18 protein-coding genes and 1 tRNA gene are annotated in these 15821 nt (G+C 51.1%); 7 read left to right on the top strand and 12 right to left on the bottom strand.

Annotated features, from left to right (window positions below):
- Positions 1-12: 12 nt before the first annotated feature.
- Positions 13-459, bottom strand: coding sequence for a YccF domain-containing protein (locus tag IB214_RS16145; RefSeq protein WP_096757638.1), 447 nt, complete (start codon positions 457-459; stop codon positions 13-15).
- A gap of 125 nt (positions 460-584) precedes the next feature.
- Here IB214_RS16145 and helD point away from each other — a divergent pair, with 125 nt between their 5' ends.
- On the top strand, positions 585-2639 hold the full coding sequence (helD, locus tag IB214_RS16140; protein WP_117341735.1) for a DNA helicase IV: 2055 nt from the start codon (positions 585-587) through the stop codon (positions 2637-2639).
- A 30-nt stretch (positions 2640-2669) separates the two neighbouring features.
- On the opposite strand, the gene mgsA is transcribed toward helD, so the two are convergent.
- Both mgsA and IB214_RS16130 read right to left on the bottom strand, forming a co-directional pair.
- Positions 2670-3128: a methylglyoxal synthase gene (mgsA, locus tag IB214_RS16135; RefSeq protein WP_115258915.1), complete on the bottom strand. Its 459-nt coding sequence runs from the start codon at positions 3126-3128 to the stop codon at positions 2670-2672.
- A 93-nt stretch (positions 3129-3221) separates the two neighbouring features.
- Complete coding sequence (locus IB214_RS16130) at positions 3222-3884, bottom strand: DUF2057 family protein (protein ID WP_096757635.1); 663 nt, start codon at positions 3882-3884, stop codon at positions 3222-3224.
- A gap of 172 nt (positions 3885-4056) precedes the next feature.
- On the opposite strand from IB214_RS16130, the gene IB214_RS16125 reads away from it, so the two are divergent.
- Positions 4057-4470: a CoA-binding protein gene (locus tag IB214_RS16125; protein WP_096757634.1), complete on the top strand. Its 414-nt coding sequence runs from the start codon at positions 4057-4059 to the stop codon at positions 4468-4470.
- A 49-nt stretch (positions 4471-4519) separates the two neighbouring features.
- On the opposite strand, the gene hspQ is transcribed toward IB214_RS16125, so the two are convergent.
- Together hspQ and rlmI are read right to left on the bottom strand one after the other, a co-directional pair.
- Complete coding sequence (gene hspQ / locus IB214_RS16120; RefSeq protein WP_005123508.1) at positions 4520-4837, bottom strand: heat shock protein HspQ; 318 nt, start codon at positions 4835-4837, stop codon at positions 4520-4522.
- A gap of 57 nt (positions 4838-4894) precedes the next feature.
- Positions 4895-6085: a 23S rRNA (cytosine(1962)-C(5))-methyltransferase RlmI gene (gene rlmI / locus IB214_RS16115; RefSeq protein ID WP_117341736.1), complete on the bottom strand. Its 1191-nt coding sequence runs from the start codon at positions 6083-6085 to the stop codon at positions 4895-4897.
- A 94-nt stretch (positions 6086-6179) separates the two neighbouring features.
- On the opposite strand from rlmI, the gene yccX reads away from it, so the two are divergent.
- Positions 6180-6461, top strand: coding sequence for an acylphosphatase (gene yccX / locus IB214_RS16110; protein ID WP_096757632.1), 282 nt, complete (start codon positions 6180-6182; stop codon positions 6459-6461).
- Here yccX and tusE read toward each other — a convergent pair.
- Both tusE and yccA read right to left on the bottom strand, forming a co-directional pair.
- Positions 6458-6787, bottom strand: coding sequence for a sulfurtransferase TusE (gene tusE, locus IB214_RS16105; RefSeq protein WP_096757631.1), 330 nt, complete (start codon positions 6785-6787; stop codon positions 6458-6460). The two genes, yccX and tusE, sit on opposite strands and share 4 nt — an antisense overlap.
- An 88-nt stretch (positions 6788-6875) precedes the next feature.
- Positions 6876-7535 (bottom strand): FtsH protease modulator YccA, encoded by a 660-nt coding sequence (gene yccA / locus IB214_RS16100; protein ID WP_096757630.1) that lies wholly within the window; start codon positions 7533-7535, stop codon positions 6876-6878.
- 271 nt (positions 7536-7806) lie between these two features.
- On the opposite strand from yccA, the gene IB214_RS16095 reads away from it, so the two are divergent.
- Both IB214_RS16095 and IB214_RS16090 read left to right on the top strand, forming a co-directional pair.
- On the top strand, positions 7807-9435 hold the full coding sequence (locus tag IB214_RS16095) for an ABC transporter substrate-binding protein (protein ID WP_117341737.1): 1629 nt from the start codon (positions 7807-7809) through the stop codon (positions 9433-9435).
- Between the two features lie 143 nt (positions 9436-9578).
- Positions 9579-9666: transfer RNA gene (locus tag IB214_RS16090), tRNA-Ser, on the top strand.
- A 211-nt stretch (positions 9667-9877) separates the two neighbouring features.
- On the opposite strand, the gene IB214_RS16085 is transcribed toward IB214_RS16090, so the two are convergent.
- The 4 genes from IB214_RS16085 to IB214_RS16070 form a co-directional block, all read right to left on the bottom strand.
- On the bottom strand, positions 9878-10729 hold the full coding sequence (locus IB214_RS16085; protein WP_096757627.1) for an aldo/keto reductase: 852 nt from the start codon (positions 10727-10729) through the stop codon (positions 9878-9880).
- A 144-nt stretch (positions 10730-10873) separates the two neighbouring features.
- The gene (locus tag IB214_RS16080; protein ID WP_115258908.1) at positions 10874-11173 is read right to left on the bottom strand and encodes a putative quinol monooxygenase; all 300 of its coding nucleotides are present in this window, start codon (positions 11171-11173) and stop codon (positions 10874-10876) included.
- A 132-nt stretch (positions 11174-11305) separates the two neighbouring features.
- Complete coding sequence (locus tag IB214_RS16075) at positions 11306-11920, bottom strand: LysE family translocator (protein ID WP_117341738.1); 615 nt, start codon at positions 11918-11920, stop codon at positions 11306-11308.
- A 95-nt stretch (positions 11921-12015) separates the two neighbouring features.
- Positions 12016-12612: an urea carboxylase-associated family protein gene (locus IB214_RS16070; protein WP_117341739.1), complete on the bottom strand. Its 597-nt coding sequence runs from the start codon at positions 12610-12612 to the stop codon at positions 12016-12018.
- A gap of 204 nt (positions 12613-12816) precedes the next feature.
- On the opposite strand from IB214_RS16070, the gene IB214_RS16065 reads away from it, so the two are divergent.
- Positions 12817-13293: a glutathione peroxidase gene (locus IB214_RS16065; RefSeq protein ID WP_117341740.1), complete on the top strand. Its 477-nt coding sequence runs from the start codon at positions 12817-12819 to the stop codon at positions 13291-13293.
- Between the two features lie 45 nt (positions 13294-13338).
- Here IB214_RS16065 and IB214_RS16060 read toward each other — a convergent pair whose 3' ends face one another.
- On the bottom strand, positions 13339-14547 hold the full coding sequence (locus IB214_RS16060) for a multidrug effflux MFS transporter (protein ID WP_117341741.1): 1209 nt from the start codon (positions 14545-14547) through the stop codon (positions 13339-13341).
- Positions 14548-14896: 349 nt separating this feature from the next.
- Between IB214_RS16060 and IB214_RS16055 the strand changes: the two genes are divergently transcribed.
- Positions 14897-15733, top strand: a complete 837-nt coding sequence (locus tag IB214_RS16055; RefSeq protein WP_117341742.1) for an alpha/beta hydrolase — start codon at positions 14897-14899, stop codon at positions 15731-15733.
- Positions 15734-15821 lie beyond the last annotated feature (88 nt).

The raw sequence follows: 15821 nt of genomic DNA, 5'->3' as shown, positions 1-15821 counted from the left end.
CATCAGTCCTGGTTATTCAAAGCGGCGACGCGCATTGGCTTCACGTGCTGCGCGGGCAGTTTCTACCGAGACCACGCGCCGACCGACGGGCCAGAGTGCAATTGCGGCGATCTTAAAGTTAGCAATCCCCACCGGAATACCAATAATCGTGATGCACTGGGCAATACCGGAGACAATATGCATCAGGCACAGCCACCAGCCGAAGAAAATCAGCCAAAAAATATTCAGTAATGTTCCGCCGGTGTTCAGAAGAACATTTTTACCTGCCGGGTTGAGTTCATCAACATGAATGGCTTCGTTGCCATAGGGAAACAGAGAAAGGCGCGTTATCTCCCAGCATGAGCGGGTTAATGGCAGGGTAAAAATAAGCACGATACTGACCAGCGTTGCCAGTAACCAGGCTAAGGTGGTGGCGAACCCCCCGAGCACAAAATTTAAAATATTCAGAACTGTACGCATAAACTCTCGGTTAACTCTGGTTTTTGGTGAATTCGGCAATTGTAACGTTTTTTTGGGCTGGAGCACGTTTTCTCTGGCGGTTACACTGATAAGTAAACCTCTTCGTGTGGATCCGCTTAAGCCTTATGGAACTGAAAGCTACTTCTATTGGAAAACGTCTGGCGCAACACCCGTACGATCGGGCCGTTATTCTTAATGCCGGGATTAAAGTTTCCGGCGATCGTCACGAGTATCTTATTCCATTCAATCAATTACTGGCTATTCATTGCAAACGGGGTCTCGTATGGGGGGAACTCGAATTTGTGCTCCCGGGCGATAAGGTTGTGCGACTGCATGGGACGGAATGGGCAGAAACTCAGCGTTTTCATCGCCATCTCAACATGCTTTGGCAGCAGTGGAGCCAGGAAATGAGCGAGGTCGCCGCCACGGTTTTGCAGGAGCAGCTCGAGACGATTGCGGCCCGTACCCATGAAAATAAATGGCTGACACGCAACCAAACGGCAGGCCTGCAACAGCAAATCCGTCGCGCTTTCGCGGCGCTGCCGTTGCCGGTTGAAAGGCTGGAGGAGTTTGACAACTGTCGCGAGGCAATACGCCAGTGTCAGGCATGGTTGCAGGATATTGAAGCCTGCCGGTTACAGCATAATCAAGCCTATACCGACGCAATGCTGACAGATCACGCCGAGTTCTTCCAGCAGATTGAATCTTCGCCGCTGAATCCGGCTCAGGCCCGGGCGGTGGTTAACGGTGAGCAATCGTTACTCGTGCTTGCGGGTGCGGGAAGTGGCAAAACATCTGTGCTGGTGGCACGTGCAGGTTGGCTACTGGCAAAGGGAGACGCGGTGGCCGAACAAATTCTGCTGCTGGCGTTTGGTCGCAAAGCGGCCGAGGAAATGGATGAGCGGATTCGTGAGCGACTGCATACAGAAGACATCACCGCCAGGACGTTTCACTCGCTGGCGCTGCACATCATTCAGCAGGGCAGTAAAAAGGTCCCAACGGTAAGCAAGCTTGAAAACGATACCCCCGCGCGCCATAAACTTTTTATTACCGCCTGGCGTCAGCAGTGTAGTGAGAAAAAGGCGCAGGCCAAAGGCTGGCGGCAATGGTTAGAAGAAGAGATGCAGTGGTCAGTACCTGAAGGTAATTTTTGGGATGATGAAAAACTGCAGCGTCGCCTGGCCCCGAGACTGGATCGTTGGGTTAGCCTGATGCGTATGCACGGGGGGGCGCAAGCGGAAATGATTGCCAATGCGCCGGAGGACATTCGCGATCTATTCAGTAAACGTATCAAGCTCATGGCGCCGTTGCTTAAGGCATGGAAGAGCGCCCTGAAAGAAGAAAACGCCGTTGATTTTTCCGGGCTAATTCATCAGGCCATCGTCATTCTGCAAAAGGGGCGTTTTATCAGCCCGTGGAAACATATTCTGGTTGATGAGTTTCAGGACATTTCCCCCCAGCGCGCAGCGTTGCTGGCTGCGTTGCGACAGCAAAATTCACAGACCACCTTGTTTGCTGTAGGAGACGATTGGCAGGCTATTTATCGCTTTAGTGGCGCACAGCTTTCGTTAACTACTGCCTTCCATCACACCTTTGGCGAGGGCGATCGCTGCGATTTGGATACCACTTACCGCTTCAATAGCCGTATTGGAGAGGTAGCCAACGGTTTTATTCAGCAAAACCCGCATCAACTTGCAAAACCGCTTAACAGCCTGACGGTTGGTGACAAAAAAGCGGTGACGCTGTTGGATGAAAGCCAGCTGGATGCGCTGCTGGATAAGCTGTCTGGTTTTGCGAAAGCCGAGGAGCGAATTCTGGTACTGGCGCGCTATCATCATCTGAAACCTGCCAGCCTGGAGAAGGCGGCGACCCGTTGGCCCAAGCTACAGCTTGAGTTTATGACTATCCATGCCAGTAAAGGGCAGCAGGCGGATTACGTCATTATTGTCGGGCTTCATGACGGTAATGATGGTTTCCCGGCACCGGCCCGCGAGTCAATTATGGAGGAGGCGCTGCTGCCGGCGGTAGAAGATTTTCCTGATGCAGAAGAGAGACGCTTGCTTTACGTGGCGCTTACGCGTGCACGGCATCGGGTATGGCTGCTGTTTAATAAAGACGCGCCGTCGTGTTTTGTCGATGAGCTTAAACAGCGGGATGTGCCAGTTAGCCGTAAACCTTGAAAGCAGGCGGCGACAGCCGCCTGCTGGCTATTATTTGAGGCGCTCAGCCAGGTAGCGGGCGTAATCGGGGATCAGGATCTCCGTCTCGTCGCTGAAATTCGGCGACTGGATAATAAAGTCGGCCGTCGACACGTTGGTCGCTACCGGAATATTCCACACCGTTGCCAGGCGCAGAAGGGCTTTGACATCAGGGTCGTGAGGCACGGCATTGAGCGGATCCCAAAAGAAGATCAGCACATCAATTTTCCCTTCAGAGATCAGCGCTCCCACCTGCTGGTCGCCGCCCATCGGGCCGCTCAGCATAGCGTTAACGTCCATACCGGTCGCGCGCTGGATTAAATTACCCGTTGTGCCTGTCGCATAGAGAACGTGTTGTTCCAGCAGTGGCTGGTGGCGTTCAACCCAGTTCATCAACATCTTTTTACAGTGATCGTGTGCAACCAGCGCAATATGCTTGCGCGCTGGCAATGTGCGAGTCGTCAATTCCATAGTATCGCTCCCAAGTTAACCTTGCTACAGAGTACTGGAAGCACTTGACGCTGCAAGAGAAAGACAAAAAAAATGCGTACGTGGACATAAATGTCATGAGGGGGGCTGCTTCTCTGCCCATTGCAGGAAGTTACTTCGCGTTTGCGCGTCGGCCTGCTGAAACCAATATTTTAACCTCTGCTCGGTGAGCGCTTGCGATTGAGGTGGCACCCGATCCAGTTCAGAAACCCCGGAGAGTAACGAACTGTCATCGGCCATCATGGTGGCAAATTGTGGTAATGAAGCATGCTTAGCCGCTTTGTTGTAGCGTTCGGTCTCCAGTTCATAATCAACGGTTTTCGCGGTGGATGTGATGGTCATCACATCCAGCTTGACCGGAATCGGCATGGCGTCACCATCCAACAGTTCCACACGAGGGGTTTCATCGAAATGTGCCGCGTCACGCTCATTGCCCAAACGCGGAAGATGAAAATTAACCTGACTGACTAATTGGGTATCGAAGCTGATGACCAACGGGGGGGAGATATACAGCCGTTCTTCATGGCTGGACAGGCGAATGGTTTTCTCGACGCGAAAAACCAGCTGATGCCGACCATTTTCCAGCTCAATGCTTTCGGCACCGCGTAACAATGAGCTGGAGACTTTTTTTCCGTCCAGTACCAGCAGGTCAATGTCGCTTGACAGACGCAGTGAGGTCGCATAAACGGATACCGGCAAACACAGGGCAATCAAGGCTGTCACAATGCCGGCTCTCATAGGGTTCTCCTGTCCAGAAAATACCTGAGTAAGATGTATCAAAAGTTTTCGACAATCATGTTTACTAACATATAGACATAATTTCCAGTTTAGCTCTCATGCGCCGGTATGGGATGAATGGTTGCAACGTCAGGTTTGTCGTACACTTTGCAAAACAGCCTGGAGGAAGATGATGAAAGAGACCGATATTGCTGGCATTTTGACATCCACCCGCACGATTGCTTTGGTAGGGGCAAGCGATAAACCCGACCGCCCCAGCTATCGCGTGATGAAATATTTGCTCGATCAGGGCTATCACGTTATTCCTGTTTCCCCCAAGGTTGCCGGGAAAACGTTACTGGGACAGCAAGGGTATGCGACGCTGGCGGATGTGCCGGAGAAGGTGGATATGGTGGATGTCTTCCGTAATTCAGAAGCGGCCTGGGGTGTTGCGCAGGAGGCGATTGCCATCGGGGCAAAGACATTATGGATGCAGTTGGGCGTGATCAATGAGCCGGCGGCGGTGCTGGCGCGTGATGCGGGTCTGGCTGTGGTGATGGATCGCTGCCCGGCTATCGAGATCCCGAGACTGGGGCTGGCGAAATAAGAATGAGCCGTTGCCGGATGAGTTTATCGTCATCCGGCAACGGCTAAAGTCAGTTGCGCAGGCGTGGAGCCTGAAGCTGTTTACGGATGGTCCGTGCCAGTTCATCCATCGATGGTTGCTCTGGATGTTCTTCCTGTAGCTCACTGCTCAACTGTGCTTCCGCCAGATACGTATGCACTGGCAGGCCATTATCGTCTTCCATCACCACGTGATACCAGGGAGCGGCGCGAAGTTCGTCGTTAACCGCCAACTCATCAGGTGACGGGTCATCAAGCGAATATTCCGGGTCGATATCCACGACCACTCCGAGGTAACCTAACAGGGAATGGCGGACCTGCTGGCCGATACCGAATTTGCTGGCAATCATAGTCACCTCCCGGGAAATAGATACCCTCTATGTAAGGGCAATATTCCACTTTTCAAGTTACATGATGCGACAGGCAAACCCTTTCAGATACAGCCCTTCCGGGTAGGTAGCGATCACCGGATGATCGGCGGCCTGACGGAACTGCTCTATAAATTGTACATCACGACCCGTATCTAATGCGGCATCAGCGATGATTTTCTGAAATAAATCGGTCGTCATCAGTCCGGAGCAGGAGAACGTCAGCAGTACACCGCCAGGATTCAGTAGCTGGATAGCCAGCATATTGATGTCCTTATAGCCACGACAGGCGCCCATTAGCTGGCTTTTGTTTTCCACAAACTTCGGCGGATCCATCACGATGACATCAAACTTCTCACCGCGATCGCGATAGGCGCGCAGCAGTTTAAAGACGTCATCGCGCACAAATTCAGCTTTGCTCAGATCCAGCTTATTCAGTTCGACGTTTTGTCTGGCGATGTCGAGCGCTTCCTGCGAGGTATCAACGCTGACGACCTGGCTGCATCCACCCATCAGCGCAGATACCGCGAAACCGCCGGTATAGGAGAAACAGTTCAGGACACGTTTGTCTTGTACATAACGACGCGTGGCCAGACGGCTGTCACGCTGATCCAGGTAGTAACCTGTCTTATGACCGTGCTGAATATCGACCAACAGCTTCATGCCGTGTTCTTCAATCGGCAGCAGGGCCGGAGGCAGTTCGCCCGTGACGGGCCCCTGGGTCAGCTCCATACCTTCTTTTTTGCGCACTGCAACATCGCTGCGATCATAAATGGCGCATTCAGGGAACACCGTTTGCAGGGCGCTAATCAGCGCGGCACGCTGATATTCAGCCCCGGCGCTGAGCAGTTGCAGGACGAGGAAACGGCCAAAACGGTCAATGGTGATACCCGGCAGGCCATCGGATTCTCCGGCGATCAGACGGTAGCTGTCCAGGCCGTCTTTCTTCGCCAGCCAGTCGCGCCATGTCTTTGCTTGCTGCAAACGGCGGGTGAAGAAGTCAATATCAATGGATTCGGACTTGTCGAATGTCCAGACGCGTGCACGGATCTGCGACGCCGGTGACCAGGCTCCGCGTGCTAACCATTTACCCTGATGGTCAACAATATCGATGGTTTCACCCAGGCTGGCTTTACCTTCCATACGGGCGACGGCACCAGAAAATACCCACGGATGGCGGCGAAGTAATGATTTTTCGCGCCCTTTGGCTAACACTAAACGTACACTCATAATTTGCTATTCTGTCGATTCAAAGAAATGGGCGCCATTGTCCTGAGTTTTTCGAGGATTTGCAACGCGCAACGCGATGATAAGGAGAACCGCTATGTCTAAAGTCTGCATCATTGCCTGGGTTCACGGCCGGGTACAGGGCGTGGGTTTTCGCTACACCACTCAGCATGAAGCACAACGGTTGGGATTAACCGGATACGCAAAGAACATGGATGACGGTAGCGTAGAGATTGTCGCCTGCGGCGAAAGCGACCAGGTGGAACAACTGATGAGGTGGTTAAAGGCTGGGGGCCCGCGTAGCGCCAGGGTAGACAGAATTCTCAGCGAACCCCACCGTCCTGGCGATGATTTAAAGGGATTTAGTATCCGCTATTAAATACATTTTACCGGTTTAGGCAGGCCCGCGATTTTGGTTGCCTGTTTAGCCGGACCTTTCGGAAACAGACGGTAAAGATAACGGCTGTTACCTTTGTCTTCGCCAAACTTGTTGGCCATCGCTTTTACCAGCATGCGGATTGCCGGAGACGTATTAAACTCCAGATAAAACTCGCGTACAAAGCGTACCACTTCCCAATGCTCGGGCGTCAGGGTAATACCTTCGTTTTCGGCAATGGCAGCGGCCAGCGGCTCACTCCACTCGGTCGTGTCTTTTAAATAGCCTTCGCTGTCGGTACTGATTTCTCTACCTTCAAAGATCAACATAATCCTTCACTGCGTTAGTCAAACTGGCGGCAGTTTAGCAAAAAAGAAAGCCCCGCATAAGCGGGGCTGGATAATGCGAGTTGACAACTTAGTCGCGGCTGGCGAAGCCCAGAATGCTCAGCAGGCTGACGAAAATGTTGTACAGCGACACATACAGGCTGACCGTTGCACGGATGTAGTTGGTTTCACCGCCACGGATGATATTGCTGGTTTCGAACAGGATAGCGCCTGAAGAAATCAGAATAAACACCGCGCTGATAGCCAGATGCAGAGCCGGCAGCTGGAGGAAAATATTGGCAACCATACCAATCAGCACCACCACGATACCCGCCATCAGCATACCGCCGAGGAAGGACATGTCTTTACGGGTGGTCAGCACGTAGGCAGAACAGCTGAAGAAGACCAGCGCGGTACCGCCCAGCGCCATACCGATGACATCACCCATGCCCGCAGACAAGTAGGCATTCAGCATCGGTCCCAGAATGTAGCCCAGGAAGCCGGTGAAGGCGAAAGCTGACAGAATACCGACCGGCTTATCTGCCGTTTTATAGGTCAGGAACATCAGGCCATACATACCGACCAGCGTCAGGATAAGACCCGGGGATGGCAGCATCAGCACGGTGCTAGCCGTTGCGGTGATGGCAGAAAACGCCAGCGTCAGGCTAAGCAGAAAATAGGTATTACGCAGCACTTTATGCGTGCTGAGTAGCGATGTACGGTCGCGCGATGAACTAATAATACGATCCATGAGTCACTCTCTTATGACAGATGTAATTAATGACGGAGGATAATGAAATCGCGGGTAATGACACAGCGGTTTTACCCATCTTTACGCATTTTAACCCGCCAGACTTAAGCATTTTATTTCAGCAAAAGTGCCTGAATCAGATGTTACCACTTAATGTTTGAAAATGTCAGATCGATATCTGATAGGTAACTGAAAAATATTGCGTTATCCCCTACATCCCTTTAAGAGTGACTGCGGTGTCATCATAAAACAGAACAATAAGGTGCAGGGAATGACTCAACAAAAATCGAAGGTATTTACGTTTTCGCTGTTGACCGCTTGTTTGATATCGATAAACGGTGCGGTATGGGCTGCCAATGTTCCTGCAGGAACAACATTGGCCGAAAAACAGGAACTGGTGAGAAATAACGGGAGTGAACCTGCATCGTTGGATCCGCATAAAGTTGAAAGCAACGTTGAATTTACTTTAATCAGCGATATGTTCGACGGTCTGGTTGCCGTCAGTCAGGATGGGGCTATTGAGCCTCGACTGGCGGCATCCTGGGAGAATAAAGATAACACCATCTGGACCTTTCATTTACGACCGGGTATTACCTGGTCTGATGGCTCTGCCATTACCGCACAGGATGTTGTCTGGAGCTGGCAGCGTCTGGTTTCACCGCAAACAGCTTCACCGTATGCCTCTTACCTTGGCAACATGCATGTGGCCAACGCTGTCGATATCGCACAGGGGAAAAAAGACCCCACCACGCTGGGTGTAAAAGCACTGAATGATACCACGCTGGAAATTACCCTGACGCAACCGACGGCGGCGTTTCTGGCTATGCTGGCGCATCCGTCACTGGTGCCGCTGGATAAGGTACTGATTGGCCGTTATGGCGATAAGTGGACCCGACCAGAGCATTTTGTCAGCAGTGGGCCGTACGAACTGTCGCAGTGGGTGGTGAATGAGCGAATTGTCGCGGTGCGCAATACGCACTACTGGGATAACGCGCACACGGTCATTGATAAAGTCACTTATCTGCCTATTAGCTCAGAAGCGGCAGATGTTAACCGCTACAAGGCCGGTGAAATCGATATTGTTTTGAGCGTGCCGGTGAATCAGTTTGCCCAGTTGAAAAAAACAATGGGTAATGAGCTTCACGTCTCACCGTTGTTATCAACCTATTACTACCAGTTTAATACGACCCGGGCGCCGTTTAACGACTCGCGCGTGCGTCGGGCGCTGAATATGGCGCTGGATAAAGACATCATTGCCCAAAAGGTGATGGGGCAGGGGCAGCGGGAAGCCTGGGTTATCAGCCAGCCTGAAATTGGCGGGGTGACGTTATCCGCGCCAGAATACGCGTCGTGGCCGCGGGATAAACGTATTGCGGAAGCGAAAAAACTACTGGCAGAAGCCGGTTTTGGCCCTGAACATCCGCTTTCATTAAATTTGCTCTACAACACGTTCGAAACGCATCAGCGGATTGCGATTGCGGCATCGTCGATGTGGAAGAAAAATTTGGGTGTCGAGGTGACGCTGCAAAACCAGGAGTGGAAAACGATGCTGGACACCATGCACACCGGTAATTTTGACGTGGTGCGCTATGCGTGGATCGCTGATTACGATGATGCTTCAAGCTTCCTGAATATTTTCCGTACCGGCGATAGTGAGAACACGACCCAGTACAGCAACCCTGCCTATGATGAGGCGATGAGTCATGCGGCGAAAGCAGGTTCAGTGGAAGAACGTGGCAAGTATTATCAGCAGGCGGAAGCGCTTTTGGCTGAGGATGTGCCAGCCATTCCGATTTATCACTATGTTCGCGCACATCTGGTGAAGCCGTGGGTAGGGGGATTTGCGCCGGATAACCGGGGCTATTACTACACCAAAGATATGTTCATCAAAAAACACTAAGTGGCAGAAGAGCATATTTGTGCTGAATAAACGTTCAATCTGTTGTTATTTCAGTCGATTAACAACATTTTGACTGTTTTTCAGGCAAACGAACACATTGGTGCTTTACAGGTCCGTTCGGGATGTTTATAGTGCGCCTCATTGGAAGCGTGGCCGAGCGGTTGAAGGCACCGGTCTTGAAAACCGGCGACCCGAAAGGGTTCTAGAGTTCGAATCTCTACGCTTCCGCCAAATACAAAACCCAAGTCGTTATGCGACTTGGGTTTTTTCGTTTTATTCGGTTCTGGTTGCGGCATTTAACGTGTCAGGCAAACAGATTCAGCGTGTTAGTCATGTAAGCCGTGGCTTAACCCCATGAAACCGAGTCCTGTCGCCAACACGTCGAGCCAGGATTGACCGAGATAACGTGTTTGCGACAGCAAACCTCTGTTTGTGTCGCGGATTAGACGTCGAGCTTACGGCCAGCCAACCATTCCACTCTGGCCGGGTCGCGATGGGAAAAGAATGCGCTGGTTGCGGTGTCGATCGCGGTGATGTGCAGCATGTCTTCCGCGCTCAGTTCAAAATCGAGGATGTTGATATTCTCTTCCATACGTTCTTTACGCACCGATTTTGCCAGTGACACGATGCCACGCTGGAAGATCCACCGCAGGACAACCTGACCGACGCTTTTGCCGTATTTCTGGCCTATCGCTGTTAACTCAGGATGCTGGAACAGACCGTTTTTCCCTTCGGCAAACGGGGCCCACGCTTCAGGTTGAATGCCACGACTTTGCATCCACGGCACGGCATGCAGCTGCTGATTGAAAGGGTTCACTTCAATCTGATTCACCGCCGGGGTGACCTTATTAAAGGCAATAAGATCGGCCAGTCTGTCGGGATGGAAGTTGCTCACGCCAATAGCACGAATTTTACCTGCCTGTTGCAGCTCTTCCATGGCACGCCATGCGCCGTGGACATCGCCGTAAGGCTGGTGAATCAAATACAGGTCAACATAGTCGAGCTGTAGTCGGTTCAGTGACCGCTCGAACTGGGCCTTCGCACCTTCGTAGTTTGTATCGTGTAACCACAATTTGGTGGTCACAAAAAGCTCATCGCGGGCGACGCCGCTTTGTTTTAACGCGTTGCCTACCTGAGTTTCATTCAGGTAAGAGGCTGCGGTATCAATCAGGCGATAACCCGTTTCGATGGCGTCAATCACCGCCCGCTCGCACTCGGCGGCATCCGTCATCTGGAATACACCAAAGCCCAACAGGGGCATGTTAATACCGTTGTTCAGTGTGACTGTTTGCATGACGTTATCCTTTCAACTGTTGTCCCGTAACAGCATAACGCAAACTGATTTATTTGATTAGATGGAGTAATTCACTAAGCTTTATTAGATGGATTCATTAATCTGATGGAACAACGCCGGTCGGCTTCGAGCCGGAAACGGACTTTATCTCTCCGGCTCCACCCGACCATCCATCAGGATATATTGCGCCGCTTTACGTGCGTATTGATCAATCAAAGGAACAAGCCGAGTAAAATGCTCGCTGGCACAGTGTGCATCGAGTGCTGCCCGGTCAGGCCACTCTTCAATGAAAATAAAATGCCCCAGATCCTTTTCATCCCGGTACAAATCATAAGCAATACACAGGGGCTCTTTCTTCGTTGCCGCGATGAGTTCGCGGTATAAAGGGAGAACGTTGTCGACGCATTCAGGTTTGATAAAATCTTCGGCGATGACTTTAAGCATGCGAACTCCTTCATTAAAAATGGTACAAGGTTTTTTACGGATAATGCCAGCCTCAAGGGCCGGTCTGAGCCAGAAACAGACGCTCAGATTTAATAAATCTGCCGACAAATGGCCAGCAGACTTTTTAGGGTATTAGTTGCGTGCAGCGATAGCCGCAGCGGCACCACCCATAGCAACAGCGCCTAAACGATTGGCAAATCTCACCGCTTTAGGAGTCCGTAATAAAACGCGTGCTCTGTGTGCAAGGAACGTCCAGCTCAGATCGATCGCGGCCAATGTCACCAGCGTAATGCTGGCAAGGACTGCCCATTCACTTACACCGGCTTTTGACAAATCGATAAACGACGGAAGAAGAGCCAGGTAGAACACCATTATTTTGGGGTTACCCAACGTTAATGCCATACCCGCGCTAAACATTGACCATGAAGATGTCCGTTGCGGAAGTTCGTCTGTTTTCTCATTCACAGGCTTGCGCCACATTTTAAACGCAAGCCAGCAAAGGTAGGCGATGCTTACCCATTTCAGAATATGAAAACCGAACTGGAATGTTTGCGCGAGGGTAGTTAGCCCGGCCATAGCCATGGAGAGCCAGATCACTTCACCTATCCACATTGCAGCGATGAAAGGTATGACATTTCGCCAGCCATTCGTAATGACCCGTGACACAAGGGCAGCAATACTGGGCCCTGGAACGCCGGCATTAAGAAACAGCGCTCCGGCAAATAAAAAATAAGGAATAAATTCCATCGTTAACCTCAAATAAAAGTGCCCCGAAAGGCTTATTGCACCTGCTGTGCTCGTCCTGGAAGTCGGTGATAGCCCAGTCCTAATCTATCAGAATTTCAACCAACGATAATCTGGATACCAGTACAGTGGCCCCCATTGGTCGGGTGGAAATCAACAGAACAGGCAGTAACCACCACATAGAGATCTGTTTCCGCGAGTAATAGCACATTTCCTCCGGGGGGATTGTTCGAAGCCAATACCTCAAGCTTACCGTTAGCCTGCGGTTCTGAGCGTTGGAAAAAATTGACCGGATCGGGAACGATGGGGAGTGATATGTCTGCCGCCTGCAGTGCTCTCAGCATGTTGTCACGACAGTTCGGGTGATCATACAGGCCTGCTCGTTCGTAAAGTCCAGGGTTGCAGGCCGGGAACAGCATATCATGTGGGCATGGTGAGTTATCCTGCACTAATGTGAGTAAGGGGTTGGCTTTTTCACTGTAAAAAGACTCTCCCGGTGCGGGGAATAATCGCTCTGTTATATCTCGCGTCTGAGATGTGCTTAGCCAGTCAATTTCACCAGCGCTGATAGACATTGCCCACAAGTCCGCAACCTGCTGCCCTTCAGGGTCAATAACACTAAACGTTTGACCTTTAGCAACCCAAAAGCCACGACCATCCTGTGGCGGAATATCTATCTTTATCTGCTCGCTCATTTCCTGACATCCATTCTGATTACCAGTAACGAAGATTAACAAAATGGCAGTGGCGTAACTAATGAATGATGAGGAAACGGATATTGCTCGTATAATAGGGTGTTAATCAATGGGGAGCCGGATCTCCTCGCCACGACCCGCGACGATTACCCCAGCAGCAACCCGCTGCATGGCAATGTCGACGTCTGCTCTGAGGATCCCGACATGACCACTTTTCATCAACTTACTGCCACCAGCCTGCAGGGTCAGCTCATCTCTATGGCTGACTACGCTGGCAAGCTGGTTCTGGTCGTTAACACTGCCAGCCATTGTGGCTTTACGCCACAATACGCAGGTCTTGAGGTGCTTTACAAGAAGTACGCTGCGCAGGGGCTGGTGGTGCTGGGGTTTCCCTGCAACCAATTTGGTAAGCAGGAACCCGGCGGTGCCGACGAAATCGCTCAGACCTGCCACATCAACTACGGTGTGAGTTTCCCGATGTTTGAGAAAGTGGAGGTCAACGGCGGCGCAACGCATCCGGTATTTCGCTACCTGAAAGACGAATTGCCAGGCGTGCTGGGTGGGCGGATCAAGTGGAACTTCACTAAGTTCCTGATTGGACGTGACGGTAAACCGCTCAAGCGTTTTGCACCGTTCACCACCCCAGCGAAAATAGAAGCCACAATTCTTAAAGCACTGTAAATCTAAGTGTTTTGCCATTCTCTGGGGGAATAGCAGTATCTCGTGCTACTGCGGATTTTTTACCTGAATGCTCAGTGCCATAACGGCGCTGGCTGTCGTAAATACCGCAATGACCCAGCTCATTGTCCAAGGTGTGCCATCGCTAAAGAGTGCCAGCAACAGCGAGGAGATGATGCCGCTACCGTATTGCAACGCACCCATTAGCGCCGATGCGGAACCGGCGACATTCGGCGCGGCGTCCAGTGCACATGCCGTAGACGTCGCGGCGATGATACCATTCATTGAGAAGAACACGAATACGGCTCCGACAATCACGGTGATCCCTCCCGCGCCCAGACCCGTTGTAACAGCCAGCACGATGGCGGCAACGGTAGCGATGAAGACAGCAATCTTAAGTAACACCTCCAGTGGGTAGCGATAAACCAGGCGTCTGTTGACCATGCTCACGGCCATCAGTCCCACAATGTTGATGGCAAATAACCAGCCATAATGCTGCGGATCAACGCCGAAGTACGTGATGTACACAAACGGGGAACCGGTGATAAAGGCGTAGGCCGCGATGTAGTAAAACGTCAGGCATAGCGTAAAGCGCATATATCTGGCGTTGGTCAGTAATGCGGAATAATGATGAAAGGCGCTGGAGATGGAAGCCTGGGAACGTTTGTCTTCCGTCAGGGTTTCCGGTAGCCAGAATAGCGACAGCAGCATGAATGTACCGATTATCGCCAGTAACCAGAAAATGGTGTGCCACGAGGTGACCTTAATCATTTGCCCGCCAATCAGAGGACCGGCAATCGGCGCGATAGCCATGATGATCATCAGGGTCGACAGCATTTGTGCTGCGCGAGTACGGCTAAACAGGTCGCGGATCATTGCGCGCGCCAGCATCGGGCCGGTACAGGCACCTAGCGCCTGAAAAACACGCCAGAAGACAATATGTACAATATCCGTTGATAACGCGCAGCCGACTGAACCTATAACGAATAAACTCAAACCAATGAATAGCGGCAGACGCCGCCCATAACGATCGCTAATCGGTCCCCAAATCAGTTGTGCAATGCAAAAACCCATGAGAAAACCGGTGATGGTTAACTCAGCATCGCCGTGTAAATCTTTTGCCATCACGGGCATCGCCGGCAGATAGATATCGGTTGATAAGGAGGTCACGGCCATTAAGGCGCTAAGGATAAGGACAAAGGTAAGACCGGTTTTTTTAGCCGTCGCTGACTGCGTTTGTGCTTGTAGGTTAAGCATGCTGAACCATCTGGATATTGAAAGACAGGACCATGTTAACGGGTTTGTGCTTGCAGATAATGGCCAGCAGGAGGATAGGCGCTATGAGTGGTATTCATTAATAATGTGAAGTTTAATTTTCAGGTAAGTGGATGTTGGCTATTAACGCTTTGTTTTTAACGATTTATTGATGGCATACGTTATATATCCAGTAAAACCAAAATTAAAAGGTTTCTTTTTTTGCAACTATACTCACTAAGCCTTACGCAGGTTCATTCGCGTTGATGTGTAACATGCTGGTAAGACGTTGCGCGATCAATGTGGTATCAACGATCTTTAGGCGGAATATCCTCTCGAGGGAAATACAACTATGTCATTTGTAAAAACAAAAGATGGTGTAAACATTTTTTATAAAGACTGGGGTGCGAAAGATGCGCAACCTATCGTATTCCATCATGGCTGGCCGCTGAGCGCAGATGACTGGGATAACCAGATGTTATTCTTCCTTAATCACGGTTATCGTGTTATCGCCATCGATCGTCGCGGGCATGGACGTTCAGATCAGGTGAGCGACGGTCATGATATGGATCACTATGCGGCAGACGTGTCGGCTGTGGTGGAGCATCTTGACCTGCATAATGCCGTGCATATTGGTCACTCCACGGGAGGGGGGCAGGTGGCAAGATATGTCGCTCAATACGGACAACCGCAAGGTCGCGTGGCGAAAGCCGTACTGATCAGCGCCGTGCCACCGCTGATGGTTAAGACAGATAATAATCCGGGAGGGACACCGCTCAGCGTTTTCGACGGATTCCGCCAGGCGCTTGCCGCCAATCGCGCGCAGTTTTATCTTGACGTGGCAACCGGACCTTTTTATGGGTTCAATCGGGAAGGGGCAGAGGTATCCGATGGAACTCTTCAAAACTGGTGGCGACAGGGCATGATGGGGAGTGCAAAAGCGCACTACGAAGGAATTAAGGCGTTCTCTGAAACCGATCAGACCGATGATTTAAAAGCCATTACGCTGCCCGTTCTGGTGATGCAAGGAAATGATGATCAGGTCGTCCCTTATAAAAATGCAGCGCTGTTGCAGGATAAATTGCTCGTTAACAGCGTTCTGAAGATTTATCCAGGTTATCCGCATGGGATGCATACTACCCATGCCGAGGTGATTAATAACGATCTGTTGCACTTCATTCAGGCCTGAAAACATTCTGAAGTTGGGGCGAATGTTCAGAATATGCATTAAATTATTGTTAATCGATTATTTAAATAACTCTGGGGTTACATAATGT

The organism is Citrobacter sp. C1, from assembly GCF_014596895.2.
Taxonomy (GTDB): Bacteria; Pseudomonadota; Gammaproteobacteria; order Enterobacterales; family Enterobacteriaceae; genus Citrobacter; species Citrobacter gillenii.
This window is presented reverse-complemented; position numbering and strand designations above follow the sequence as displayed.